The organism is Paraburkholderia caffeinilytica (assembly GCF_046030355.1).
GTDB lineage: Bacteria > Pseudomonadota > Gammaproteobacteria > Burkholderiales > Burkholderiaceae > Paraburkholderia > Paraburkholderia caffeinilytica_B.
In genome coordinates this window covers 364,330-390,662 of the sequence record NZ_JAQQCQ010000003.1, presented here as the reverse complement: position 1 = coordinate 390,662, position 26,333 = coordinate 364,330, and the positions used below count along the sequence as shown (strand labels likewise).

24 protein-coding genes are annotated in these 26,333 nt (G+C 61.6%); 13 read left to right on the top strand and 11 right to left on the bottom strand.

All coding sequences use genetic code 11. The features are described 5' to 3' along the window. Positions 1–15 precede the first annotated feature (15 nt). The 6 genes from PQQ95_RS06465 to PQQ95_RS06440 all read right to left on the bottom strand — a co-directional run bounded on the left by PQQ95_RS06465 (position 16) and on the right by PQQ95_RS06440 (position 6,305). A complete protein-coding gene (locus PQQ95_RS06465) occupies positions 16–1,068 on the bottom strand; it encodes an ABC transporter ATP-binding protein (RefSeq protein WP_408435921.1) in 1,053 nt (350 codons plus the stop codon). Next, positions 1,065–2,060: an ABC transporter ATP-binding protein gene (locus PQQ95_RS06460; RefSeq protein WP_408435919.1), complete on the bottom strand. Its 996-nt coding sequence runs from the start codon at positions 2,058–2,060 to the stop codon at positions 1,065–1,067. The genes PQQ95_RS06465 and PQQ95_RS06460 overlap by 4 nt, the downstream gene beginning before the upstream one ends. Before the next feature lies 1 nt (position 2,061). Continuing rightward, positions 2,062–2,976: an ABC transporter permease gene (locus tag PQQ95_RS06455; RefSeq protein WP_408435917.1), complete on the bottom strand. Its 915-nt coding sequence runs from the start codon at positions 2,974–2,976 to the stop codon at positions 2,062–2,064. Between the two features lie 3 nt (positions 2,977–2,979). Beyond that, positions 2,980–3,918 (bottom strand): ABC transporter permease subunit, encoded by a 939-nt coding sequence (locus tag PQQ95_RS06450; RefSeq protein ID WP_408435915.1) that lies wholly within the window; start codon positions 3,916–3,918, stop codon positions 2,980–2,982. Positions 3,919–3,934: 16 nt separating this feature from the next. After that, a complete protein-coding gene (locus tag PQQ95_RS06445) occupies positions 3,935–5,551 on the bottom strand; it encodes a peptide ABC transporter substrate-binding protein (RefSeq protein ID WP_408435913.1) in 1,617 nt (538 codons plus the stop codon). A gap of 181 nt (positions 5,552–5,732) precedes the next feature. Further along, entirely contained in the window at positions 5,733–6,305 is a 573-nt protein-coding gene (locus PQQ95_RS06440; RefSeq protein ID WP_408435911.1) for a cupin domain-containing protein, read from the bottom strand. A 957-nt stretch (positions 6,306–7,262) separates the two neighbouring features. On the opposite strand from PQQ95_RS06440, the gene PQQ95_RS06435 reads away from it, so the two are divergent. From PQQ95_RS06435 to PQQ95_RS06410, 6 genes are all read left to right on the top strand, one after another. Beyond that, a complete protein-coding gene (locus PQQ95_RS06435) occupies positions 7,263–8,804 on the top strand; it encodes a peptide MFS transporter (RefSeq protein ID WP_408436133.1) in 1,542 nt (513 codons plus the stop codon). A gap of 176 nt (positions 8,805–8,980) precedes the next feature. Then, entirely contained in the window at positions 8,981–10,453 is a 1,473-nt protein-coding gene (pdxR, locus tag PQQ95_RS06430) for a MocR-like pyridoxine biosynthesis transcription factor PdxR (RefSeq protein ID WP_408435909.1), read from the top strand. 520 nt (positions 10,454–10,973) lie between these two features. Next, complete coding sequence (locus PQQ95_RS06425; RefSeq protein ID WP_028198339.1) at positions 10,974–11,426, top strand: HU family DNA-binding protein; 453 nt, start codon at positions 10,974–10,976, stop codon at positions 11,424–11,426. A gap of 504 nt (positions 11,427–11,930) precedes the next feature. After that, the gene (locus PQQ95_RS06420; RefSeq protein ID WP_408435908.1) at positions 11,931–13,340 is read left to right on the top strand and encodes a circularly permuted type 2 ATP-grasp protein; all 1,410 of its coding nucleotides are present in this window, start codon (positions 11,931–11,933) and stop codon (positions 13,338–13,340) included. A 196-nt stretch (positions 13,341–13,536) separates the two neighbouring features. Further along, entirely contained in the window at positions 13,537–14,487 is a 951-nt protein-coding gene (locus PQQ95_RS06415) for an alpha-E domain-containing protein (RefSeq protein ID WP_408435906.1), read from the top strand. A 12-nt stretch (positions 14,488–14,499) separates the two neighbouring features. Beyond that, positions 14,500–15,300: a transglutaminase family protein gene (locus PQQ95_RS06410; protein WP_408435904.1), complete on the top strand. Its 801-nt coding sequence runs from the start codon at positions 14,500–14,502 to the stop codon at positions 15,298–15,300. Between the two features lie 133 nt (positions 15,301–15,433). On the opposite strand, the gene PQQ95_RS06405 is transcribed toward PQQ95_RS06410, so the two are convergent. Further along, entirely contained in the window at positions 15,434–16,378 is a 945-nt protein-coding gene (locus tag PQQ95_RS06405; RefSeq protein ID WP_408435902.1) for a LysR substrate-binding domain-containing protein, read from the bottom strand. Positions 16,379–16,493: 115 nt separating this feature from the next. Between PQQ95_RS06405 and PQQ95_RS06400 the strand changes: the two genes are divergently transcribed. From PQQ95_RS06400 to PQQ95_RS06370, 7 genes are all read left to right on the top strand, one after another. After that, positions 16,494–17,960, top strand: a complete 1,467-nt coding sequence (locus PQQ95_RS06400; RefSeq protein ID WP_408435900.1) for a form I ribulose bisphosphate carboxylase large subunit — start codon at positions 16,494–16,496, stop codon at positions 17,958–17,960. A gap of 75 nt (positions 17,961–18,035) precedes the next feature. Next, positions 18,036–18,455: a ribulose bisphosphate carboxylase small subunit gene (locus tag PQQ95_RS06395; protein WP_408435898.1), complete on the top strand. Its 420-nt coding sequence runs from the start codon at positions 18,036–18,038 to the stop codon at positions 18,453–18,455. 65 nt (positions 18,456–18,520) lie between these two features. Further along, on the top strand, positions 18,521–19,423 hold the full coding sequence (cbbX, locus tag PQQ95_RS06390) for a CbbX protein (RefSeq protein WP_408435896.1): 903 nt from the start codon (positions 18,521–18,523) through the stop codon (positions 19,421–19,423). A 98-nt stretch (positions 19,424–19,521) separates the two neighbouring features. Further along, positions 19,522–20,613 (top strand): class 1 fructose-bisphosphatase, encoded by a 1,092-nt coding sequence (locus tag PQQ95_RS06385; protein ID WP_408435894.1) that lies wholly within the window; start codon positions 19,522–19,524, stop codon positions 20,611–20,613. 10 nt (positions 20,614–20,623) lie between these two features. After that, entirely contained in the window at positions 20,624–21,502 is an 879-nt protein-coding gene (locus tag PQQ95_RS06380) for a phosphoribulokinase (protein WP_408435892.1), read from the top strand. Positions 21,503–21,542: 40 nt separating this feature from the next. After that, positions 21,543–22,181 carry a hypothetical protein gene (locus PQQ95_RS06375; protein ID WP_408435890.1) on the top strand — a complete coding sequence of 213 codons (639 nt, stop codon included), beginning with the start codon at positions 21,543–21,545 and terminating at the stop codon, positions 22,179–22,181. Between the two features lie 147 nt (positions 22,182–22,328). Continuing rightward, positions 22,329–22,850 (top strand): hypothetical protein, encoded by a 522-nt coding sequence (locus PQQ95_RS06370; protein ID WP_408435888.1) that lies wholly within the window; start codon positions 22,329–22,331, stop codon positions 22,848–22,850. Between the two features lie 9 nt (positions 22,851–22,859). Here the strand turns inward: PQQ95_RS06370 and PQQ95_RS06365 are convergent, their stop codons facing one another. Genes PQQ95_RS06365 through PQQ95_RS06350 form a run of 4 tightly spaced genes read right to left on the bottom strand, consistent with a single transcriptional unit; the run spans position 22,860 to position 26,325 of the window. Next, a complete protein-coding gene (locus PQQ95_RS06365; RefSeq protein ID WP_408435886.1) occupies positions 22,860–23,879 on the bottom strand; it encodes an XdhC family protein in 1,020 nt (339 codons plus the stop codon). Positions 23,880–23,885: 6 nt separating this feature from the next. Then, entirely contained in the window at positions 23,886–24,572 is a 687-nt protein-coding gene (locus PQQ95_RS06360) for a hypothetical protein (protein ID WP_408435885.1), read from the bottom strand. Further along, entirely contained in the window at positions 24,569–25,219 is a 651-nt protein-coding gene (locus tag PQQ95_RS06355; protein ID WP_408435883.1) for a nucleotidyltransferase family protein, read from the bottom strand. Before PQQ95_RS06355 ends, PQQ95_RS06360 begins: the two co-directional genes overlap by 4 nt. Then, complete coding sequence (locus tag PQQ95_RS06350) at positions 25,216–26,325, bottom strand: XdhC family protein (protein ID WP_408435881.1); 1,110 nt, start codon at positions 26,323–26,325, stop codon at positions 25,216–25,218. Before PQQ95_RS06350 ends, PQQ95_RS06355 begins: the two co-directional genes overlap by 4 nt. Positions 26,326–26,333 lie beyond the last annotated feature (8 nt).

Sequence of the window (26,333 nt, the reverse complement as noted above, 5' to 3'; positions counted from 1 at the left end):
CCCCAAGGCCATTCCCTACAGGGCGTCGTTCACGCGAATGCATGCGACGCGCGTTGCGCTCGCACCATGCGTGACAGGCTGCGGAATTTCATTGGCGCAGGCCTCGATCGCATCCGGGCAGCGCGTGCGAAACGCGCAACCGGAGGGTGGGCTGAGCGGCGACGCAATCTCGCCGCGCAACAGCAGATGACGGCGTGCGCGTTCAACCACCGGATCGGGCACCGGCACGGCAGACAGCAACGCACGCGTGTACGGATGACGCGGCGTACCGTACACGTCGCGCTTGTCGCCGAACTCCATCACACGTCCCAGATACATCACCAGCACGCGATGACTGATCGCCTTGACGACTGCGAGATCGTGTGCGACGAACAGCAGCGACAGCGACAACTCGCGCTGCAGATCGCGCAACAGGTTGACGATTTGTGCCTGAATCGAGACGTCGAGCGCCGACACCGGCTCGTCGCAGATTACCAGTTGCGGTTCGCCGATCAACGCGCGCGCAATGCCGACGCGTTGACATTGGCCGCCGGAAAACTCATGCGGATAGCGGCGCAGATGCTGCGCATTCAGGCCGACGCGTTCGAGCATCGTCAGGACGCGCCGTTGCACGTCGGCGCGGGCAATATCCTGACCATGCGTGAGCAAGGGTTCGGCGACGATCTGTTCGATCGTCATGCGCGGATCGAGCGAGGCGAGCGGGTCCTGGAAAATCATCTGCACGTCGCGGCGCAAGCGCGAGGTATCGCGGCGCGCGTCCGGCAGCACGGTTTCCTTGTCGAGCCAGCGGACGCTGCCGCTCGCCACCGGCGCGAGACCGATGATCGCGCGCGCCAGGGTGGACTTGCCGCAGCCCGATTCGCCGACCAGTCCCACGGTTTCGCCGCGCCGTACGCTGAATGACACGCCGTCCACCGCGCGCAGCGTCGCTTTGCCGGACCATGGGAAGCCGCCGCGCGGCACGCCGAATTGCACCTTGAGATTCTCGACCGACAACAGCGTTGCCGGACCTTGACCTTGGCTGTGGCCCTGACCCTGGGACTGGCTTGCAATGGAAATCGCGCTCATACGTGTTGTACCTCCATGATTTCCTGCACCGGACGATGACATGCGCGCAACGCATCGATAGCGGTGGGCGACGCCGTGAGCACAGGCCGCGACTCGCGGCAGCGGTCGCTGCAATACGCGCAGCGCGGTGCGAATGCGCAACCCTCGCCGACCTCGCCGGGCAACGGCGGGTTGCCGGGAATGGTTTGCAGCGGACGATCGTCGTCATCGGTCAGGCGCGGCAGCGCGTTCAACAGGCCGATCGTGTAGGGATGAGTCGGTGCGGCGAACAGCGTGGCGGCATTCGCCTGTTCGACGGTCTGGCCGGCGTACATCACCATCACGTCGTCGCACAAACCGGCCACGACGCCCATGTCGTGCGTGATCAGAATGATCGCAGTGCCACGTTCCTGGTTCAGTTCGCGCAACAGTTCGATGATCTGCGCCTGCACGGTCACGTCGAGCGCGGTGGTCGGCTCGTCGGCGATCAGGATTTCCGGCTCGGAGAGGAGGGCCATCGCGATCATCACGCGTTGCCGCATGCCGCCGGAGAATTCGTGCGGATACATGTTGATGCGTCGCGCGGCATCGGGAATCCGCACTGTTTCGAGCGTTTCGATGGCGCGGCGGCGCGCTTCACGGCGTGACATCTTGCGATGCAGTTGCAGCGTCTCGGTCATCTGCCGTTCGATCGTCAGGAACGGGTTGAGCGAGGTCATCGGATCCTGAAAGATCATGCCGATGCGGTCGCCGCGAATCCGGTTCAACGCGGCTTCGTTCATCGTCAGCAGGTTTTCGCCGCGATACGTTGCGGTGCCTGACACCTTGCCGTTAGCCGCCAGCAGGCCGAGCAGCGCCATCACCGTCTGGCTTTTGCCCGAACCCGATTCACCGACGATGCCAAGCGTGCGGCCCGCTTCAAGCGAAAACGATACGCGCTGCACGGCGTCGACGGGCGCGCCCTCGCGGCGCGTGAAGCGCACGCTCAGGTCTTTGACTTCGAGTAGCGGCATGTCAGCGGTCCTTCGGGTCGAACGCGTCGCGCAAACCATCGCCGACGAAATTCACGGAATACAGTGTGATACACAGCATCACGGCCGGGCACAACAGCAGCCAGGGCATCGAATCGAGCTTCTGCGCGCCGTCCTGAATCAGCACACCCCAGCTCGTCATGGGTTCCTGTACGCCGAGGCCGAGGAACGACAGCACCGATTCGGTCAGCACGATATTCGGCACCGTCACACTCGCGTATACCACCACCACGCCGAGCAGATTCGGCACGATGTGGCGCGCGATGATTGAGCGTGAACTCACGCCGATCGCGCGGGCGGCGTCGATGAATTCGCGCGAGCGCAGCGACAGCGTCTGGCCGCGCACCACACGTGCCATGTCGAGCCACGAGAACGCGCTGATCGTCAGCACGACCAGATAGAACGCGCGGCCGAACATCGTCATCATCAGGATCGCGATCAGCATGTAGGGGATCGCGTACATCATGTCGACGATGCGCATCATCACCCCATCGACGCGGCCGCCCAGATAGCCGGCGGTTGCGCCATACGCGACGCCGATCAGCCCGGACACGAGCGTGCCCAGCAGGCCGACTTCCAGCGACACGCGTCCGCCTTGCAGCGTGCGCGCGAGCAGGTCGCGGCCGAGTTCATCGGTGCCGAACCAGTGCATGTTCAGGAGGGTCGGCGGGAGGCTGATTGCGTTCCAGTCGCTATCGATCGGATTATTCGGCAGGAGCCACGGACCGGCCACACAGGCAATCACGATCAGCAGCAGGACGAGAAATCCGGCGAACGCCGCGCGATTGCGCACGAAGCGCGCGGCAGCGGTGGCGAGCGGCCCGCGCGAACGCGGCGCTCTTGCAATGGCCGCGAGCGGATCGAGCGCCGCGGCAGTCGATTGAATTGAGCGGGGCATGGATCAGTACCGGATGCGCGGATCGAGCCAGGCATACGCCAGATCGACCAGCAGATTGAACAGGACGGCGACCGCGGTGGTCAGCACGACGAGACCGAGCACGAGGGTGTAGTCGCGATTGATCGCGCCGTTGACGACGAGTTGGCCGAGGCCGGGCAGCGCGAATACCGATTCGGTGACCACCGCCGCCGTGATCGACGAGATGCAGATCGAGCCGAGCAGCGACACCACCGGCATCAGCGCGGGCTTCAACGCATGGCGCAATACGATCGTGCGTCCCGGCAGACCCTTGGCGCGCGCCGTGCGGATGAAGTTGCCCGACAGCACTTCGATCATGCTGCCGCGCATCACGCGCGCGATCCCGGCGACGTTGATGATGACGAGCAGCACGATCGGCAGCACGCGGTAGCGCCACTCGCCCTCGCCCCAGCCGCCGGCCGGCAGCCAGCCGTGGCCTTCGGAAGTCTTCAGCAGGATCGCGAAGATCCACACCAGCACGGGACCCAGCACGAACGGCGGCACCACGTTGCCGATATTGCCGAGCACCATGACCAGGTGATCGATGAAATGGTCGCGCCGCACGGCGGCCAGCGTGCCGAGCGTGACGCCGATCACGACCGCGATCGGCACCGATACGCCGCCGACGCCGAGACTCACCGGCAACGCCTTCCACACCAGATCGTTGACCGACCAGTCGGCGTAGCGGAACGACGGACCGAGATCGCCGTGCAGCAGCGAGCCGAGGTAATGGAGGTACTGCAGCCACAACGGTTCGTCGAGGTGATACTTGGCGTTGAGGTTCGCGAGCACGGCCGCCGACAGGTGTTTCTCCGTGTCGAACGGGCCGCCGGGCGTGAGGTGCAGCAGCAGATAGCACGCGGTGATCACGGCGAGAATCGTCGGGATCGCCCAGAGCGTGCGGCGCAACGTGTAAGCCAGCATGACGGTGCTCCCGCGCTTAGTGCTTGATCAGATACATGTCTTGCGTGGCGCGCTGGTCAAGGTAGTTGGTCGACGTGTAGCCGCCGACATACGGTTTGACCAGCCGGTCGGCCGAATACTGGAAGAGCGACACCACGGGGTAGTCGTTCATCGCCAGATCGTGCGCCTGCGTGAGCAGCGCGGTGCGCTTCGCGTCGTCGAGCTGCTGGTTGCCTTGCTCGATCAGTTTGTCGACTTGCGGATTGCAGTAGTGTTGATCGTTCTGCACGCTGTTGCAGCGGATCAGATCGAAAAACGAGTTGGCGTCGTTGTAATCGACGAACCAGCCGTCGCGCGAGGCCTGCACCTTGCCGTCGTGGCGTTGCTTGAGCAGCACCTTGTATTCGACGTTTTCGAGCTTGGCCGTGACGCCGAGCTTGGTGCGCCATTCCGAGGTGGCGAACAGCGCGACCTTCTTGTGCAGGTCGTTGGTGTTGTAGGTGAGGGTGAAAGTCAGCGGCTTCGCGTCCGAATAGCCGGCGGTCTTCAGCAGGTTGCGCGCGTAGTCGACACGTTTGGCCATCGGCCAGCTCGCCCAGTCAGGCGTAAACACGCCCGAGCCTTCGGTGCCCTTGGCGATCAGGCCGTACATCGGCACTTCGCCGTCGGCCGTCAGGCGTTTGGTCAGCAGGTCGCGGTCCAGCACCATCGCCAATGCCTGGCGTACGCGCTTGTCCTTGAAGGCCGGGTCGTCGTTGTTCAGGCTGTAATAGTACGTGGCGATCTGCAGGCCGGTTTTCAGCTCGGCGCCGAACTGCTTGCTCACCTGCGTGTAGATACCGGACGGAATCGAATACGTGTAGTCGAACTGGCCGGCCTGATACATGCGCATTGCCGTTTCGTCGTTTTCGATCGGCAGGTAGGTCACTTTCGTGATCACAACCTTGGCGGTGTTCCAGTACGTGGGACTCTTGCTTGCCACCAGGCGGTTGCTCGGCTGCCAGTCGGTCAGCGCATAGGGACCGTTGCCCACGAAGTTGCCGGGGCGGGTCCAGTCCCCGCCGAACTTCGCCACGACTGCGCGATTGACCGGGACCATCGTCGACATGGCGGTCAACTGCGGAAAGAAGGCGGCGGGCACCTCGGTCGTGACTTCGAGCGTGTACGGATCGATGGCGCGCGCGCCGAGGCTCGTCAACGGCGCTTTGCCCGCGAGAATCGCCTTCGCGTTTTTCACGAATTCGACCAGTACCGTATATTTCGAACCCGTCTTCGGATCGAGCACGCGTTGCCACGAGTAGACGAAGTCCGCGGCCGTGACCGGTTGGCCGTTGCTCCAGCGCGCATCGTGGCGCAGCTTGAACACCCACGTCGTCGGCCCGGTGCGCGCCCATGATTCCGCGACGCCCGGCACGATCGCGCCGCTCGCGTCCATGCGCGTCAGGCCTTCGAACAGGTCGAGCCCGATCGTGTTGCCGGTCCACGATTCAATATGCGCGGGGTCGAGCGATTCGGTTTCGGCCGGCACCTGGCGGGTCATCTCCTGGCTGGCAGCGAGCGTGACACCCGCAGGTACCGTGACGGCGAAGGCGGAGGGCTGAAACGTAAGGGCGAGCGCGGTCAGCGCCGTCGCGTAGACGAACGGGGTTTTCATCGGTTGAGATCGCAGGAAAGGTCGAGAGAAGAACGCGCAGGCGCCAGGGCGCCCGGTTATCTGCGGTGCTCGGGCCGGGGAGGCCCTTGTTGCCCGTGTTGATTGCGCGACATGCAGGATTCCTTACATTTCGTAATGCAGGCAAACCCTGGCCGGATCAACCGGAAAAGGTGCCTGCCTCTTAGAACAGTCTTGGTGTGCCCACCCAGACGACTACCGTTTCTTTGCGCGCGGTATTCGCCCAGCTGTGCGGCACCGTCGATTCGTAATGCGCGCTGTCTCCCGCATGCAGCACGAACGTCTTGCCTTCCAGCGTCAACGACACTTCGCCGTCGATCACATAAACAAACTCTTCCCCAGCGTGCGTGGTCACTTCGGAGCGTTTCTGCCCGGGTGGCATCCTCACGAGGATGGCTTCGAGCTGACGGCCGCCCGTCAGATTGGTCAGCCGTGCAAACAGATTGGCCGAGTCCGCAAAACCGAAAAACTTCAACTGGTCGCCGCGGCACACCGAGCGTTCTTCGCTTGGCGTGTCGACGAAATACTGCACTGTGACCCCGAGTGCGTGCGCAATCCCGGCCAGCGACGTGATGGACGGTGACGCCAGACCCCGTTCGACTTGCGACAAGAACGGTTTGGAAATACCTGCCGCTGTTGCCGTGTCATCCAGCGTGCGCTTGAGCCGTTGCCGCAGCGCGCGGATCTTGCTGCCGAGTTCGAGAGCCGGGTTCTTCTTTTGAATTGTCGTGACCATAGCAGGAGGAAATTAGCCCGTCAAAATTTGTTTGATATAAGTAAATATGGTTTGATTGCGGTCCAGGCCGGGGTGGCGGGCCGTTCAGCGCCCGGTCGTGCAAGGGGCCGCAATTCGAGACAACGCTCTATGTTGCCAGAACCGAAATGTGCGTTAGCCGTTTTGACCGGTAATCGACGAGAAACTGAAAGCGAAGGCGGTAAAGACTGCTCTGCGTTCAAGGGGGCCGGCATTGATGCAGATTGAGTATCAGGAGACGTTAAAGGTATGACATCAAAGACTATTTTTAGCCCTATACGGCTGCGCAACGAAGGACCAGGGCGTGTAAGAACCGGTAATTGGCGTGGTATCAGTGAATTCCCTGAGTGACGATCCGTGCTTCAGTTTGCAGAATCAGCCCCGCCTGGCGGATGCGGCACGTGTTTGTATCAGACGCGACGCCGACCGCTGTTTTCCATTCCGCGCGCAGCGATCCTGCGCGGCGGAGCATTGTCCGGCACGTTCCATCAGAACGCTGGCCGGCATGAGGACATGACTATCACTGCCGATTTTTCCCGCTGCGGGCTGTGTGCCCGCCACCCGGCGCGGCCGCCATCTGCCGCCCGCCGGATAGCCGTTCCCCGCAATGCTTTATCATTGAGCCCGTTCCGCTTGCCGGAACCCGAGACCGATGTGGCGCAGCGTCCCCCAAGGGCATTTCCTTCGGGGCGTCCCGCGTGGCGGGCCTCCATCCCATCCCCTGGTTTTTCTGCTGGTACAGGCGTCTCAGTTGGCAATCTGGTTTGCCGATGTGCGCGCACATGAAGGTGTCGACGAGCATGCCGCTGACGACGCACACGCTGATGTAAATGCGTGTGCCGCGTCGTGCGTGTTTCGCCGGCCGAGTCCCAGATCCAGTTTTTCGCGCCGCGTGGCCAGCCCGCGCGCCGCTGCAACCGTAAGAACAAGAGGTACATGATGAATTCGTCCAATCCGCCCGGCGCACCGGTCTCGCAGACCCGTTCGTTCTCGACGGTCTTTCTGATCGAGATGTGGGAACGCTTTGGCTACTACGGGATGGCCGCGCTGCTGGTCCTGTTCATGATCGACAAGCTGAACTTCACCGACAGCCACGCCACCCTCACGTGGGGCGCGTTCACGGCGCTGGTGTATGCATCGCCGTCGATCGGCGGCTGGATCGGCGACAAGATCTTCGGCGCGCGCCGCACGATGATCTTCGGCGCCGGCGTGCTGGCGGCCGGCTATTTCATGCTGGCGCTGCCCAACGAGCAATTGAGCTATATGTACGCGTCGCTCGGCGTGATCGTGGTGGGCAACGGGCTGTTCAAGGCGAACGCCGCGAACCTCGTGCGCCGCATCTATGAAGGCGACGACGCGCGCATCGACAGCGCATTCACGATCTATTACATGGCGGTCAACATCGGCTCGACGGCGTCGATGCTCGCCACGCCGTGGATCAAGGACCATTGGGGCTGGCACACGGCATTCGCGGTCTGCTGCGCCGGCATGCTGCTGTCGGTGCTGAACTACTTCATCATGTTCCGCACGCTCGCGCATATCGGTTCCGCGCCGGACGCCGAACCGGTCCGCTGGAAACGCGTCGGCGCGGTCGCGCTGGGCGGGATCGTGCTTGGCACGGTCACGATGTTCGTGCTGCAGCACAAGGCGATTGCGGTGGCTTGCGTGTACACGGCCGGCGTGGCGATTCTGGCGATCTTCGGCTACATGCTGGTGAAGTGCGAACGCTCGGAACGCTCGGGTCTGGTTGCCGCGCTGATCCTGACCGCGCAGGTGATCCTGTTCTTTGTGTTCTACGTGCAGATGTCGACCTCGCTCACGCTGTTTGCGCTGCGCAACGTCGATCCGCGCTTCATATTGTTCGGCGAGACGCTGTTCACGTGGAGCGCCGCGCAATTCCAGGCGCTCAATCCGATCTGGATCATGTTGCTGAGCCCGGTGCTCGCACTGCTCTATACGAAGCTCGCGAAGAGCGGCAAGGACGTGCCCGTGGCGGTCAAGTACGCGTTCGGCTTCGCGGTGGTGGCAGCCGGCTTCTTCGTGTATGCGGCGAGCGGCAACTACGCGGTGAACGGGCGCGTGTCGTCGTGGTTCATGGTGGGCGGTTACGGCTTGTATTCGCTCGGCGAATTGCTGGTGAGCGGACTCGGTCTCGCGATGATCGCGCGCTACGTGCCGGCGCGGATGAGCGGCTTCATGATGGGCGCGTACTTCGTGGCGACCGGTGTGTCGCAGTATCTGGGCAGCGTGGTCGCGAATTTCGCGCAGATGCCGGCGGGGGATATGGATCCGCTCGAATCGTTGCCGCTGTACACCAAGCTGTTTACGGGGCTGGGCTGGCTCGCGGCGGTGGGCGCACTGGTTGCCGTGCTGCTGCTGCCGCTGATGCGCAAGCTGTCGCGTGAACATCAACGTTGCAGCGACGAAGCGCGTGAGAATGCGCGGGAAACCGCTGCATTGAATGGGGTAGTGGCGGAGTAACCGCTCCCGGCAGATCGACAGGAATGGCGCGCCTCGCATTATGCGGGCGCGCCATTTTGCATTTCATGCGCTGCGCCTCTTTGCGAGTGGACCGAATCGGTCACGCTGGGTAAGCTTACGGTCAGTATTGGTCTTGCTGAATAACCCTTTCCCGGATACTTAAGGTAGCCACCCGGATGGATATCCATATCTCGGTCGACGGGCGTCACGATCTGTCCGGACAGATCTACCGGCAGTTGCGTGCCGGCATACTCGAAGGGCGCCTTTCCGGCGGCACGCGCTTGCCATCCACGCGCGATCTCGCCACGCAGTTGGGCGTCTCGCGCAAGACTACGCTCGAAGTATTCGAACGCCTGCTCTCCGAGGGCTATCTGAGCGCGCGCGCCGGTTCCGGCACCTTCGTCGCCGATGGTCTGGAGCGTCTGCCGGTGGAACGCTCGCCACATGCTCTCGCCGCCGAGTCGGCGCGCGAGCGGGCGAAACCGAAAGCCGCGGCGCGCGCCCAGCCGCTGTGGGAGCAGATGCCTGAGACCTTGCCGTTGCCGCGGCCCACGGTAGCCTCGCCGCACGATTTCGTCGGTGGCGCGACCGACAAATCGCTGTTTCCCTTCGACGTCTGGCGCCGCTGCGTGAACCACGCATTGCGTGTGCAGGCGCGCGGTCCAGGCACGTATCGCGACGTGGCCGGCGAGCAGGAATTGCGCCTCGCGATTTCGCGCTACCTGGCGTTCAACCGGGCGGTCGCGAGCAACTGGGACGACGTGATCGTCACGCAAGGCGCGCAGCATGCGCTCGATCTGATCGCGCGCATCACGCTGCGGCCCGGCGAGATCGCGGCACTCGAAGACCCTGGCTATCCACCGGTCGAGGCGTGCTTCACGGCCACGGGCGCACGCGTGGTGCCGGTGCCGGTGGATGCCGAAGGCCTGATCGTGAGCAAGCTCCCGGACAAGGCGCGGCTCGTCTACGTGACGCCCTCGCATCAGTTTCCGCTCGGCATGCCGATGAGTCTGGAGCGGCGCGTCGAGTTGCTCGAATGGGCGCAGAAACGCGGCGCCGTGATCATCGAAGACGATTACGACTGCGAGTACCGCTTCGAAGGCCGGCCGATGGAGCCGCTGAAAAGTCTCGACCGCGCCGGTCTGGTCGCTTACGTGGGCACGTTTTCGAAGACGATTTTCCCGGAACTGCGGGTCGGCTACGTGGTGCCGCCGGCCTCCCTCTATGGGCCGCTTCTCAAGGCCCGCCAGATATCCGACTGCCACGGCTGCACGCTCACGCAAACCGCGCTCGCGACCTTCATGCTCAACGGCGATTTCGCCAAGCATCTGCGACGCATGCACAAGACCTATGCGGCGCGCCGCGCGATGCTGCTGAAGCATCTGCAGGGCGAACTCGCGCCGTGGTTCGAACCGATCGTGCCGACCGCCGGCATCCATATGGCAACGTGGCTGAGGGCGCCGTTGACCGAGGAGGCGCTGATGAGCGCCGCGCGTGAGGCGTCGGTCGGTTTGTATGGACTCGCGCCGTTTTATCAGCGCGCAAAGCCGCAGCCCGGTTTGATGTTTGGCTACGGCAACATCGCTGTCGACCATATCGACGCGGCGCTGACCCGGCTCGCCGGCATTCTGCCGCGCGTCGCCCGCTGACCAAACGAGCTCCGCATGCCACTCGCGCCAGGTGGTCCTCGACAGAAACAGCACGGTCAGGCAATTCAACCTGCCATGATCGCGCGTTGAAAAGGTCTGCGATTTTCTGCCGCAGAGCAATGTTAGCCGCCCCCTGCAGAGACTTTCGCTGCAGGGGGCGTGTTTTTTCCGCCGCGTGAATCGGTGTGGCGAACGCGTCGGCAAGCCGGAGTTTCGCCATCGAGTCGCCATCCGTCTGCGATCGTCCGGGACCGAAAGTGCCTCTATTCACGTATCGAAACGGCTTGTAACGCACGTTACGTGTTCGTGTTGCAGACCCGTCCGACGCTCGCCGACGCACGTTTACCCGCTAAAACAAGGATCAAAATGTGTTGCGGAGTCTGCGCCGCGCAACAAACCTTCGCTGTTATACACAAAAGAGTCGCGCAAATCGTATTAGCGCTTGTAGAATCCGGCGTTGAAGCGTGCACATACCGTGCGCGCTTCGTGCAATTCACTGACCACTACAGGTAGGAGAAACATGCCGACTTCCGCAAAAAAGGTGGCCAAGAAGGCTGCTGCCCCGGTACCGACCAAGAAGGTTGCTGCAAAGAAAGTTCCTGCGAAGAAAGCCGTCGCAGCTAAGAAGGTCGCCGTGAAGGCGTCCAGCGCTCCGTCGCCGATCAAGGACACCTTCACGAAGGCCTCGCTGGCTGCACACGTCGCTGAACGCGCCGCTGTGGAACCGAAGGCCGCCAAGGCTGTTCTGGCCGCGCTCGAAGACACGATCCTCGGCGCTGTGCATAAGAAGGGCGCTGGCGAATTCACGCTGTCGGGTCTTCTGAAGATCGTCGTGCAAGCTGTGCCGGCGAAGAAGAAGCGCTTCGGCAAAGACCCGTTCTCGGGTGAAGAGCGTTGGTTCCCGGCCAAGCCGGCTAGCGTGCGCATCAAGGCACGTCCGCTGAAGAAGCTGAAAGACGCAGCAGCAGGCTGATCGTGCTTCAGGCGTTGCCGCGGTTTCCGGGCGTGGGTTTTTAACGGTGTGTTTTTAGCCGTGCGCTTTTAACCTTGTGCTTTTAACCCTGCGCCTTTAACCTTGGTTAACGTTTAAGCCGATCCGCAGTGCAAGTTGTCAGAATCCCCGTGGATGCAAATCCACGGGGATTTTTTATGCGCGTTGCCGGTGGGTTTTGCGAGTTTGCCGGAAACGCGCGACGAAGCCGGCGCGCGTTCAGCTCTGCTTCGCCGGCGCCGCGTGCCCGGATTTTCACCGGCCGCCGCCGCCCGCCACGGTGCCTCTTATGCACCGTACTAGCGCATCATGAGCCGCCGCAGTACGATGGCAGCGAGGCCATGCCGGTCGGGATGCGCTGTTGGCGTGCATGCACTGTGTTTGGCACGCGAAAAGCTCAATGGCATAGCGCTTGCTTCAACGATTGTCGAACACCGAATGCGCAGCGCATTCGCCTTCTATCCGACAACAAGAGCGGGGCGTGACATGCGATGCTATGACGAGATGCGTCATCATGACGATGCCGTGCGGCCACACTACGCGCGCTTTGAGCGGTGGCTGGTGAAGCAGGGCAACGAGGCGATCGCACGCAAGCGTGCGGAAGCCGACCTGCTATTTCGCCGGGTCGGCATCACCTTCGCGGTGAACGGCGATTTGTCCGGCACCGAGCGGCTGATCCCTTTCGATCTGATTCCGCGCATCATTCCGCGCAGCGAATGGCAGACGCTGGAGGCCGGTTTGCGCCAGCGGGTGCAGGCGCTCAATCTGTTTATCCACGACGTCTATCACGATCGCAATATCGTGCGCGCCGGTATCGTGCCGGCCGAACAGGTCTATACCAACGCGCAATACCGGCCTGAAATGCAGGGCGTCAACGTGCCACTCGGTGTTTACGCGCATATCGCCGGGGTCGACGTGGTGCGCGCGGGCGACGAGGGCGAGTTCTACGTGCTCGAAGACAACCTGCGGGTGCCGTCGGGTGTGTCCTATATGCTGGAAAACCGCAAGATGATGATGCGGCTTTTCCCCGAGCTGTTCGTGCAGAACCGCATTGCGCCGGTCGCCCATTATCCTGATCTGCTGCTCGACACGCTGCGCTCGGTCGCGCCCGAAGGCGTCGACGATCCGGTCGTGGTGGTGCTCACGCCGGGCATGTACAACTCCGCGTATTTCGAGCACACCTTCCTCGCGCAGCAGATGGGTGTCGAACTGGTGGAAGGCAAGGATCTGTTCGTCGACGACAACTACGTGTTCATGCGCACCACGCAGGGGCCGAAGCGTGTCGACGTGATCTACCGCCGCGTCGACGACGATTTTCTCGATCCGCTCGCCTTCCGCGCCGATTCGGCGCTGGGTGTGCCGGGTCTGTTGACCGCGTATCGCGCCGGACGTGTGGCGCTCGCGAACGCCATGGGCACCGGTATTGCCGACGACAAATCGATCTACCCGTATGTGCCGGAAATGATCGAGTTTTACCTCGGCGAGAAACCGATCCTCAATAACGTGCCGACGTTCCAGTGCCGCAAGCCGGACGATCTCGCCTACACGCTCGCGCATCTGCCCGAGCTGGTCGTGAAGGAAGTGCACGGCGCGGGCGGCTACGGCATGCTGGTGGGACCGGCGTCGACGAAAGCCGAAATCGAGTCGTTCCGTGAGCGCCTGATTGCGCGGCCCGCGGGGTATATCGCGCAGCCCACGCTGGCGCTCTCCGCGTGCCCGACCTTTGTCGAAGCGGGCATTGCGCCGCGCCATATCGACTTGCGCCCCTTCGTGCTGTCCGGCAAGAGCGTGACGATGTGCGCGGGCGGTCTCACGCGCGTGGCGTTGCAGGAGGGTTCGCTCGTCGTCAATTCGTCGCAGGGAGGCGGGACCAAAGATACGTGGATGGTCGACTGACGCGGTTGCTCAAGCGCTTGCTCACGTGAACAGCTCATGCGGCAACGCCTGTCGCCATGAAGCAAGCGCGCCCGCAACCTGACGCGCCGGCACAGCGGTCAAACCGCCGCCGGCATACACGGACAACCAGCCGGATAACCAGCGCGAGCCTTTTACTTTTGCAAAGGTCTCGCGCCATCAGATACGGAACGCCGTCATGCTAAGCCGAACCGCCGATCACCTCTTCTGGATGGCCCGCTACGTGGAGCGCGCGGAGAATACCGCCCGCATGCTCGACATCAACCTGAAGGCGCTGCTGTTACCGCAGACGCCCGAACAGGAGGCGCGCGCGCAACGCTCGGTGCTGCGCATCTCCGAACTCGAAACCGCCTTCGCGCAGCGCTACGACGAACCGACTCGCGAACATGTGCTCGATTTCATGGTGGCCGACGCGACCAATCCGTCGAGTATCCACTCGTGTTTGCAGGCGGCGCGTGAAAACGCCCGCGCAGTGCGCGGCACGCTAACCACCGAATGGTGGGAAACCATCAACGATACGTGGCTCGAATTCAATGAACGGAGTTTGTCCGGCCAGGCGTTGAGCAATCCCGGCGCGCTATTCGAGTGGGTGAAGTTCCGCTCGCACCTGTCACGTGGCGTGATGATCGGCACGGCGTTGCAGGACGATGCATTCTTCTTCACGCAGCTCGGCACTTTCCTCGAACGCGCCGACAACACCGCACGGATTCTCGATGTGCGCTTTGCCGACGTCGAGCCGAATTCACGCGACGCCGCACGCCAGCTTGAAGACTTCTATTACTGGACCTCGATTCTCAGTTCGGTGTCGGCGCTGGAGATCTATCGCAAGGTGTATCGCGATGTCGTCACGCCGGCGCGGGTGGTCGAATTAATGATCCTGAACCAGCAGATGCCGCGTTCGCTGCTCGCGTCGCTGGAAGGCGTCTGCGCGAATCTGGCGATGCTGCGAACCTCGGGCTCGAACCAGTGCGAACGGTTCGCCGGCAAGCTGCGTGCCGAATTGCTGTACTCCGACATCCGGCAGATTTTCGAAGCCGGCCTGCACGCCTATCTGACGCAGTTCCTTGCTCGCGTGTTCGAGCTCGGCAATCTGGTTGCGCGTACCTATCTGATGCTGCCAGTCGCCTGACGGAGTTCTTTTATGTACCTGACGATCCGCCACGACACGTCCTATCGTTATGAAGCGACGGTCCATTATTCGATCCTGCAATTGCGTTTGACGCCGGCAAGCGGCGCCTCGCAGGTGGTGCGGCGCTGGAGTATCGATGCGCCCGGCAAGCTCGACGCGACCACCGATGCCTACGGCAATGTGCTGCATACGCTCGTCATCAACAAGCCGCACGGCGAGATCCGTCTGCATGTAGCGGGCGAAGTCGACACGATTCCGCTAATCGACGGCCGCTTGCGCGACGCTGTTGGCCCGATTCCGCTCGAGCATTTCACCTGCTCGACGCGTCTTACCGAGGCCGACGCGGCGATCCGCGAGCTGGCTGAAACGGTGCCGAGCCTCGCGAGTTCGAGCGATCTGATCGCGTTGTCCGAACAGATCGTGCAGCGCGTGAAGTACAACCCGGGCATTACCGAAGTCACCAGCACCGCCGCCCAGGCGCTCGCGCTCGGCAACGGCGTGTGTCAGGACCACGCGCATCTGATGCTGGCCTGCTGCCGTGCGCGCGGCATTCCGGCGCGTTACGTGAGCGGCTATATCGAACCCGGCGACGTGCCTCACGGGGCAAGCCATGCATGGGTCGATGTGTGGCTCGACGGCAATGGCTGGATTTCCGTTGACGTCACGCACGCCGCGTTCGCCAGCGAGATCTACTGCCGGCTCGCGGTGGCGCGCGATTACGAAGCCGCCGCGCCGGTGCGCGGCCGACGCATTGGCGGTCTGGAAGAGGAGTTGAAGGTATCCGTCACGGTCAGCGCACAACTTTCGCAATAGCAGTTCGGACGGCGGCGCGAATGCGCGCCAGCTTCCCCGGTGTTCGGCCGTTTATCGCCGGGGAAGCAATACAAAGCTTTTTTTGCTTCCTCCTGTTTGACCACCTTTCGTTCAATACCTTCCTGGCACTCGATCAACCCGGCGACTGAGTAAGCCACGAATACTCCTGCTTGAGAAACGGCGCTGTATGCTCCATCAGAAACATACGGCAGCCGTTACTGGCAGGGGACAGCACTTTGCTTGCCATGTGAGCGATATGCCATACGCGATCAATCGGCGTTCCTGTCACGTCCAGTAATGCGATTTCACCGACACGCAATTCAAGAGACAGCGTGTGCAACGACAGAAGGCTGATACCCATTCCCGCCATGACCGCCTGTTTGATTGTCTCGTTGCTTCCGAATGTCACCGTTTTAGCTGGCGTAAACAGGTGATTCTTGAACATGTGCTCACTCACGGTTCGTGTTCCGGAACCCGGTTCGCGCAGCAAAAAAGTCTCGTGACGTAGCTCCTGAAAGTCAAAACGCCGGGCGTCACGGAGCGGATGATGTGCGGACGCCACGATCACGTATGGGTGGGGCGCGATCGGTTCCGACACGGTATCGAGCTCTCGCGGCGGGCGGCCCATCAGCGCAAGATCGATCGAATAATCCTGCAGCAGGCGCAGCAGATTTTCCCGGTTACCTTCGACAATGCGCACGTCGACGCCAGGGTAGAGGGCGGCATATTGCGCAAGCAGCTTGGGCGCGAAGTATTTGGCTGTGCTGATCAGGCCGATGCAGATCGAGCCCTGATCCATACCCTTGAGCGCCTGCAGTCCATCCTCCGCATCCTTGACCTCACTCAGGATACGGGAGGCGTGATGCAGAAAACGGTCTCCCGTTTCAGTCAACATCAGTTTGCGCGTACCGCGCTCAAACAACGGCAAGCCGACGACGGACTCCAGTTGCTTTATCTGCATCGACACGGCGGGCTGTGTCAGATGAAGCTCTTCTGCGGCGCGCGCAAAACTCATGTGCCTTGCAGCAATCACGAAAATCTGAAGCTGGCGAAGGGTCAGTGAGCGGATGAGCGACATCGGATGCCTACTTAAGGTTGACCTTATGCGTCCGGTAAATATATCTGAATTTACCTTACCTCTGTATCCCCCTATCGTTTGCTTCATCGACAGGCCAACGTGAGAGGACTTGAGGATGAATGCCCCGGAAGCTGGAGACGTTTCGATCCCCTCTCGCAGGCGCTATGACGCCGGCGTAATGAAGTATCGCGAGATGGGCTACTGGGATGTGGACTACGAACCCAAAGATACCGACCTCATTGCGCTATTTCGCATTACCCCGCAAGACGGCGTTGATCCAGTCGAGGCCGCCGCCGCAGTGGCGGGCGAATCGTCAACCGCAACATGGACGGTAGTCTGGACGGACCGTCTGACGGCCTGCGATATGTATCGTGCAAAGGCATACAGGGTTGACCCTGTGCCGAATAATCCCGCGCAATTCTTCTGCTACGTGGCGTATGACCTCTCATTGTTCGAGGAGGGCTCAATCGCCAATCTCACCGCTTCCATCATCGGCAATGTTTTCAGCTTCAAACCGCTGAAAGCTATCCGTCTGGAAGATATGCGTTTTCCTGTCGCATACGTGAAGACCTTCGCGGGGCCTTCGACCGGCATCGTTGTTGAGCGTGAGCGCCTCGACAAGTTTGGCCGGCCGCTGCTTGGCGCGACGACCAAGCCCAAACTCGGGCTTTCGGGCCGTAACTACGGTCGTGTTGTCTATGAGGGCCTCAAAGGCGGCCTCGATTTTATGAAGGATGACGAAAACATCAACTCGCAGCCGTTCATGCATTGGCGCGACCGTTTTCTTTTCGTCATGGATGCGGTGAACAGGGCTTCGGCTGCAACGGGTGAGGTGAAGGGGAGTTACCTGAATGTTACCGCCGGCACGATGGAGGAAATGTACCGGCGGGCGGAGTTCGCCAGGGAACTGGGTTCGGTCGTGGTCATGATCGACCTGATTGTCGGTTGGACTGCAATCCAGTCGATGTCCAACTGGTGCCGCCAGAACGACATGATCCTGCACATGCATCGCGCAGGGCATGGTACCTACACGCGTCAGAAGAATCACGGCATATCGTTCCGGGTGATCGCGAAGTGGCTGCGCCTCGCAGGTGTGGACCATCTGCATGCCGGGACGGCGGTCGGCAAGCTCGAAGGTGACCCCATGACCGTGCAGGGTTACTACAGCGTGTGCCGTGATTCATACACAAAAATGGATCTGCCGCGCGGGTTGTTCTTCAACCAGGATTGGGCCGCTTTGCGCAAGGTGATGCCGGTTGCTTCCGGCGGCATTCATGCCGGGCAAATGCACCAGTTACTCGATCTGTTCGGCAATGATGTCGTGCTGCAATTCGGCGGCGGCACGATTGGCCATCCGCAAGGAATTCAAGCGGGAGCCACGGCCAATCGCGTCGCACTCGAAACGATGGTCCTGGCTCGCAATGAGGGGCGCGACATCAGGAGCGAGGGTCCTGAGATCCTCCGCGAAGCTGCCCGCTGGTGCAAGCCGTTGCAGGCGGCACTCGATACGTGGGGCGATGTCACGTTTAACTACACGTCCACCGATACCTCTGATTTCATGCCGAGCGTCTCCGTGGCGTGAGCGCGAGCCGGGATCGGCGTGTGTCGGTGCAGCGAACGGCGAAACACAAATAGTGCTACCTGATGCGAGAAAACCATGCGTATTACTCAAGGCACCTTTTCCTTCCTGCCCGAACTGACCGACGAGCAGATCACCCGCCAGCTCGAGTATTGCCTGGACCAGGGATGGGCGGTCGGCGTCGAATATACCGACGATCCTCATCCACGCAACACGTACTGGGAGATGTTCGGTCTGCCGTTGTTCGACCTGCGCGACGCCGCCGGCATCCTGCTCGAAATCAACAGCGCCCGCAAGACGTTTCCGAACCATTACGTCCGCGTGACGGCGTTCGACTCGACACACACCGTCGAATCGGTGGTGATGTCGTTCATTGTCAATCGACCCGACGCCGAACCAGGCTTCCGCCTGGTCAGGCAGGAGGAACCAGGCCGCACGATTCGCTACTCGCTCGAGAGCTACGCTGTCCAGGCCCGCCCGGAAGGCTTCCGTTATTGACAACGGTTCCCCGCACGCTGCATAGCGGCACAGGCACCTTCTCATCGTCGTTCCCGGAAGAGCACATGTCCAGTCCAGAAACTATCCAGCAGCAGGCGCCAGATACTTTGGCCGCGATGCTCGCTACTTCGGGCGTCGCCGATATGCTGACCCAGCTTGATAACGAGCTGATTGGGCTGGCGCCCGTGAAAGCGCGCATCCGTGACGTCGCTGCGCTGTTGCTCGTGGACAGGCTGCGTGCGGCGCGAGGATTCAGTTCGGGAGCGCCGAGCTTGCACATGTGCTTTACCGGAAACCCAGGAACAGGAAAGACGACGGTGGCAATGCGGATGGCCACGATCCTGCATCGGCTGGGCTACGTCCGCAAAGGGCATCTCGTGGCCGTTACGCGTGACGACCTGGTTGGCCAGTACATCGGCCATACCGCGCCGAAGACCCGGGAAGTCCTGAAGAGGGCAATGGGGGGCGTGCTTTTCATCGATGAAGCCTACTACCTGTACCGGCCTGAAAACGAGCGCGACTATGGGCAGGAAGCCATTGAAATGCTGCTGCAGGTAATGGAGAACAACCGCGAGGATCTGGTAGTCATTCTGGCTGGCTACAAGGACCGGATGGAACGTTTCTTCGAATCCAATCCGGGGATGTCATCACGCATTGCGCACCACATCGATTTCCCGGATTACAGCCTTGACGAGTTGTGCCGGATTGGTGATCTGATGCTTGAGGCGATGCAATACAAGTTCGACGAGCGTAGCCGGAACGTATTTGCCGACTATCTGGAAAGACGCAAGGCGATGCCTCACTTTGCGAACGCGCGCAGCGTTCGCAATGCGCTTGATCGCGCGCGGTTGCGTCATGCCTCGCGGTTGATTAACAGCGCCGGCGGTGTCGCCGATGACGATTCACTTACCACGATTACCCCCGCCGATCTTCTGGCCAGCCGTGTATTTACGTCAGATCTGACATGAAAGTCACGGCCGTTCGCCAACACGGCGATTGCGGGGCGGGCTGGCGTTACCCGCAGAAGCGAGAGCGGACTGGTAACAGATCACCTTGGAGAGGCATCATGCAGATCCTGCCGAGAAAAACCCTGACGCAATTTCTCATCGAAGAACGGCGCCGCTATCCGGATGCGACTGGAGACTTCAACGCCTTGATTCTCGACGTGGCGATGGCTTGCAAACAGATTGCACGCACGATTGCCGTTGGCGCACTGGGAGAGGTGCAGGTCGCCGACGCGGGCGCCATCAATGTGCAGGGAGAAGTGCAACAGCGACTTGATGTGCTGAGCAACGAGGTTTTCCTGCGCGTTAATGAATGGGGTGGCCATCTCGCGGGGATGGCGTCGGAAGAACTGGAGTTTCCCTACCCCATTCCCCCGCATTACCCGCGCGGCAAGTACCTGCTGGCATTCGATCCATTAGATGGTTCTTCCAATCTCGACGTCAACGTGTCCGTGGGCAGTATCTTTTCCGTATTGCGCGCCCCTGAGCGTTGTATCGACGGGAAAGAGAGCGAAGTCATTGAGCAGGATTTTCTTCAGCAAGGTTATCAGCAAGTTGCGGCCGGTTACGCACTCTATGGCCCCAGCACGATGTTTGTACTCACGGTTGGAAACGGCGTCAGTGCCTTCACGCTCGATCCGAACCTCTGTGAATTCTTCCTGACGCATGCAAACCTGACGGTTCCCGAGGAAACGCACGAGTTCGCCATAAACGCGTCCAACAGCCGCTTCTGGGAAGCGCCCGTCAAGCGCTACATTTCCGAGTGCCTGGCTGGTAAGACGGGGCCTCGTGGCAAGGATTTCAACATGCGCTGGATTGCCTCGATGGTCGCCGAGGCACATCGCATTCTGATGCGCGGTGGCGTTTTCATGTATCCACGCGACAACCGGAATCTGGACAAGGCGGGGCGCCTTCGATTGTTGTACGAAGCCAACCCCATCGCCTTCATCATGGAACAGGCGGGGGGGCGGGCTAGCACCGGTCGGCAATCTATCCTCTCGGTCCAGCCATCGTCGTTGCACCAGCGCATCGGCGTCATTCTCGGCTCGAAGAACGAAGTTGAACGAATCGAGCGGTACTACACCGATCCGCCTGGTATTGAATTGCCAGACCCACTATTCAACGAGCGTGGCCTGTTTCGAACCCCTGCTTGAGGAATGAATCATGTCAGAGCGTTTCCCTATCATTGCCATTACGGGTTCTTCGGGCGCTGGCACTACCTCGGTGACGCGCACATTCGAAAACATCTTTCGGCGCGAGGGGGTGAAATCAGTCGTGATCGAAGGCGACAGCTTTCATCGTTACGACCGCGCTGAAATGAAAGTGAGGCTGGCGGAAGCGGCGAAAACCGGCGATATGAACTTTAGCCATTTCGGACCGGACACCAATCTGTTCAGCGAACTGGAGCAGTTATTCCGGGCTTATGCCGAGGCCGGCATCGGGAGCCACCGCTTTTATCTGCACAATGCCGAGGAAGCCGCGGGGTTTGATCAGCAGCCTGGCACATTCACGGCATGGGAACCGTTGCCGCAGGATACCGATCTTCTGTTTTACGAAGGTCTCCATGGCGGAGTCGTAACGGACAAGGTGAACGTGGCCAAGTATTCCGACCTGTTGATCGGCGTGGTGCCGGTGATCAATCTCGAATGGATCCAGAAATTGTGGCGCGACAAGGCCCAGCGCGGATACTCAACCGAAGCCGTGACCGATACCATCCTGCGCCGTATGCCGGATTATGTGAACTATATCTGTCCGCAGTTTTCGCGTACTCACGTCAATTTCCAGCGGGTACCTTGCGTCGACACATCCAATCCTTTCATTGCGCGGGAGATTCCCTCTCCTGACGAAAGTCTGGTCGTCATCCGCTTTGCAAATCCGAAAGGATTCGATTTCCAATACCTTCTGTCAATGATCCATGACTCATTCATGTCACGCGCCAATACGATTGTGGTGCCTGGCGGAAAGATGGAGTTGGCGATGCAGCTGATCTTCACGCCCATCGTATTGCGAATGATGGAGCGTCGTAGACACGCGATGCTTTGAGACCCATAGCACCTCGATACAATTTCTGGAGAGGGTCCCCATGACCGAGAAATTGACCTTCGCCCGATTGGTTATCGCGGAACAGCATGGCTCCGGCACCGTTGATTCGGATCTGATCGCGCTGCTGCTTGATGTCTCCCTTGCGTGCAGCAGAATATCCGACTCCGTCTCCAGAGGGTTGTTGCAGGAGTTGCCGGCTGACCTGGCGCGCCAGAACATTCAGCGGGTAAGCCGGGAGAGATTGCATACGGACACTGCGGATTTCTCCGTGCGCGTCGACGAACTCACCCGATGCCTCGTGCGAATAGCAGCGGAAGACAGAGATAAGGTCCGTCCAATCCCACGCCGCTCACCGCAAGGCAGGTATCTGCTGGTGGTCGATCGGATTGACCGCTCGCCTGACATCGGCATCGGGGTTTCCGCGGGTATTATTTTCTCGGTCCTGCACTGCCCCGAAAACATGCCGGAGCCTAAGACGCACGACGTCGTGGAGCCAGGCCATCAACAGATGGCCGCAGGGTACGCACGGTACGATCCGCCCGCCATGCTCGTGCTAAAGACTGCCGGCGGAATCAATGGGTTTACGCTCGACACGGATTCCGGCCAATACGTGCTGACTCACCCAAACGCGAGATTCGGCTGGGCAGACACCGGTTCTGGATCGCCCCTTCGCGGGTAGATGGTTTGATTGGAAGCTCGCGTCGAGCGTTTGGTCACGAATGAACGTTGTCGCGCAACTCAGGTAATCTGTACAAGCCGCTATATTCGGCTGTATATTACGATGTCATGTTCCGATTGACACCGGCTACCTGAGGTGAGAACGCTCATGCATGCTCAACGATTTTATGGTGTGCCCACGCCGAGTGCGGAATACCTGAATCAGTCAGCATCCGGACAGGCGCCCGGCAATGGCGCCCTGCGTACGCGACTGGCCGAGCTCGATTCCTATATCCACTGTTCGGTAATCGGTACCTGCCTCACACGCGTCGATCTGCGCGATATCGTTGCGCGCTTTGCCGGGCTCGACCGGGATCGGGCCAGCGACTTCGAGATGCATCATGCTGCGGTGCAAATCGCCGCCGAAGGCGGACAGGGCGCTGAGGTCCTGCATGAGGTGCTGGACCATCGTTACGATGGAGAAATCAAGCGCTTCGATCAGGCGTCCAGTGAAAACGAATTGTGTCAATTGTGGCGCGCGGGCCGGCGCAACGGTGATACGGCCGGGGCTTACTGGGCGTTGATGACGCATCCACATGCGACGCGCGAATTGCGCCAGCGTATCCTGGGCGAACTGCACGGGCTCACGTACCTGGTAACGAACCCGTCACCGGCGCCCGACGCCGATTAAGCGGATTCGCTACGCGGTCGAAAGCGAATCGATGCACCGTGCGCGCTCTATCAGTTGCCGTTCTGGAATCGACCGGCGCTGCAAGATCGGCACCTGATATTTGGCCGCGGTGATCTCTGCCAGGATGGAGATCGCCATTTCCGCCGGCGTGCGCGAGCCGATGAACAGGCCGGTCGGTCCCTGCAACCGCTCCACCTGTGCCCGCGTCAGATCGAACTCCAACAGACGTTCCTTGCGCTTTTCGGTGTTGATGCGGCTGCCCAGCGCACCCACATAGAAAGCCGGTGATTTCAGCGCTTCCATCAAAGCCATATCGTCGAGCTTCGGATCATGGGTCAGACCGATAATCGCCGTATGAACATCGATTTGCAGTTCGGCAATGACATCGTCGGGCATGCCGCGCGACATCGTGACACCGGGTACGCCGAAGGTTGCGCTGAATTCTTCACGCGGATCGATCACCACGACTTCGTAGTCGGCGCCGATCGCAATCTGGGCGACATACTGCGACAACTGGCCTGCGCCGACCAGCACGAGGCGCCAGCGCGGCCCATGAATTGCCCGCATGATGTGGCCGTCAAAAGACAGCGTGTCGGTACGGTCCGCGTCGCACAAGGTGGACATGCCTGTGTCCATATCCAGGACGCGCGCGGTGAGTTTCTTGGCCGCCGTGCGGTCGAGCAGCATTCGCAGCACCTCGGCTTCGGGATGCGGCTCGACGACCAGACGCAGCGTCCCGCCGCAAGGCAGGCCGAAGCGCGCCGCTTCTTCACGGGAGACGCCGTAAAGGACGCTCTGCGGCAACGTGGCGGCCAGGATGTCGTGACTGACGCGATCGATCAGATCGTCCTCCACGCATCCGCCGGACACCGAGCCGACTAGCTGGCCGTCATCGCGAATCGCGACCCACGCGCCCAGCGGCCTTGGCGCCGAGCCCCAGGTTTGTACGACGGTTGCGAGCGCAACGCGGCGCCCGGCCGCGAGCCATTCGATGCAGGTCTTCAGGACGGCGTGATCGGTGCTGTCCATAGGCGATCAGGCGGCCAGAAGCGAGATTCCGCGCAGTCGTTTGCCGGCGCGATTGAATGCCGTATGAGCGGCCATGCCCCAGACCATTCCCGCGAACATGCCGCCGAGCATGACGATCGCGCGTTGCCCCGATGCCGGCGTTCCGATGAGTCCCATCGCCCCACGCTCGCAAAGCATCGAGCCGACGGTCATACCGGCGAGCATCCATGCCGAACAGGCCGCGTGACGCAGGACGTCGACGCCCAGCGATGGACGCGTGCCAGGCCCTGTCAGTCCCCTCAGGGACACGGCGCTCACTCCGGCGGACAACATGCCGATGTGCATCGCGGGCAACCCGTTCCAGTGCAGGTACGCAACCTGGAGAACACCGGGCATGCCACCCGAGCCGCATTGCGATGTGATCAACGCCAGGCCGGCGCCGCGGACATCCAGAGCCAATCCCGCGAGCATGCCGAGCGTGCCGAGCAGCACCATGTTTCGCGACACGTCTGCTTCGGGATCGGTGGATAGCAGACGGCGCAGCACCATCCAACCGGCAATGGCGAGGCAGGGCGCAAGCCACGGCAGTTCTATTTCGCCCGGCCGAAGCGCAGCCAATGCAAGCCACGGGCCGACGACAACCGCTACCCACGCAGGACTCGAATCCCGCGCTCGCCTGAACGCCGTCGGCATGGCCCGGAAACGCGGTTTCATGTCGACAGCCCGTCAGGAACCGGCTCTGGCGCAAATTCCAGCCGCGCGAGCACGCGAGCGTAGTCCTCGGGCGTATCCATGTCGAACGCAAACCGATCATGCTTTGCTTCGTGGACGAAGACTTCGTCGGGATGCTCCGCGATCAGCTTTTTGCAGCCGGGGTTCACATGTCCGCTGACGACCTCCGTTGCATAGCTTGCCGAAAACGCCACCGGGTTGCCACGCTGCCCGTTGCACGAAGGCACCAGAATGGAGCCGTAGGGCATCGTGCTGTAGGCGTCGATCAGCTCGCGGTAGTCGCGAGGCTCGAGCAGGACCTGGTCGGCGAGGCACACCAGAACGACGTTGCACGGCGCGTTGAGCGCGGCCACGCCCGCCGCGACCGAGGTCATTTGCCCCTGTTCGTAGTACGGATTGAACTGGAATCTCACTGGCAAGTCGTCGAGCGCCTCGATAACGGCACGACCGTTGAAACCGGTGACGACCACGATTTCTTCGGGGCCTGCCTCGAGCAGCGCGCGCACGGAACGCCTGACTGCGGGTTCGCCATCGATCTGCAGCAGCAGTTTGTGGCGACCCTGCATCCGTGACGAGGTGCCCGCCGCCAGCATCACGGCGGAGAATGTCGGTGCCGTTGTAGCGTTCATACGACCTCCCGTTGTCGTCGATCCTCGACGATCGCCAGATATTTGTCCGGTGTGCGTTCGAACTCCAGCTTGCAGCCGTCGCAGCAGAAATACACGCGTTGTCCGCCGGCCTCGACGACGTGCTTCGCCGATGCGATATCGACGGCCATCCCGCATACGGGATTGACGTACCGTGCGGGCGGTTCGACCGACGCCATCGATTCGCACGGCGGCACCGCGGGCAGCACGGGCAGTACGTCGGCCCCGGCGGCGTGCAGGTCCGTCGTATCGGCTGCGGCCTGCTCCAGGATCCGGCGCAGCGTCACGAGCCCCGCCACGGCGCCGAGCGCGATCTCCTGGGGGGTGCGGGCATGAATGTGAGGTCCGGCGGGCGCATGCAGCGCAGCGAGCCGCTCTTCCGTGATACCGCGTGCGCGCATCGTGTCGCGCAGCTTGTCCGCTTTGCGTTGGCTCGCGATCAGCAGCACGGCTGCCGCCGAGGTTCGCAAGGCGGCCTCGAGCGCTTCCTCGTCGCTGTCGCCCTGGGTGGCGACGAGAATCAATAGCGGCTTCAGCAGGCGCAACGCGTCGGCATCGAAACCCTGGATGACCCGTGGGATGCCGAGCGGCGCAAACGGCTCGGTCACGCTCGCGGCGGCATGAACGCGCAAGCCCATCCGTTGCGCGAGCACGCAGGCTTCGAGGGCAGCCGGCGCCGAGCCGAGTATGAGCACCGCCGGTGCGGGCACCGACGGCTGAATGAAGAGTTCGATCGTGCCGTTGCTCGCGCAGGGCATCGCATGATGTTCGACGCCAGGCTCCGGCAAGACCTCCGAATTGCTGATGCGAATCAGCTTGGGCTGACCCGATCGCATCGATTCCTGCGCGGCCTGGATTACGATCGCCCGGGAGCAGCCGCCGCCGATCCAGCCATGCAGCGTGCCGTCGCTTTCCACCACCGCTTGCGCGCCGACCCACGTCGACGTGGGCGGCAGCGCCCGGATCACGGTGGTCACGGCGAACAGGCGCGCTTCTTCGGTCAGCCTTTGTTCGAGCCGGATCAGCTCATCGGAATTGATCGTGGGCGGGGTGGCGGAATTAGTGGTGGAATTAGGGGTGGCGTTCATGGCGCGGC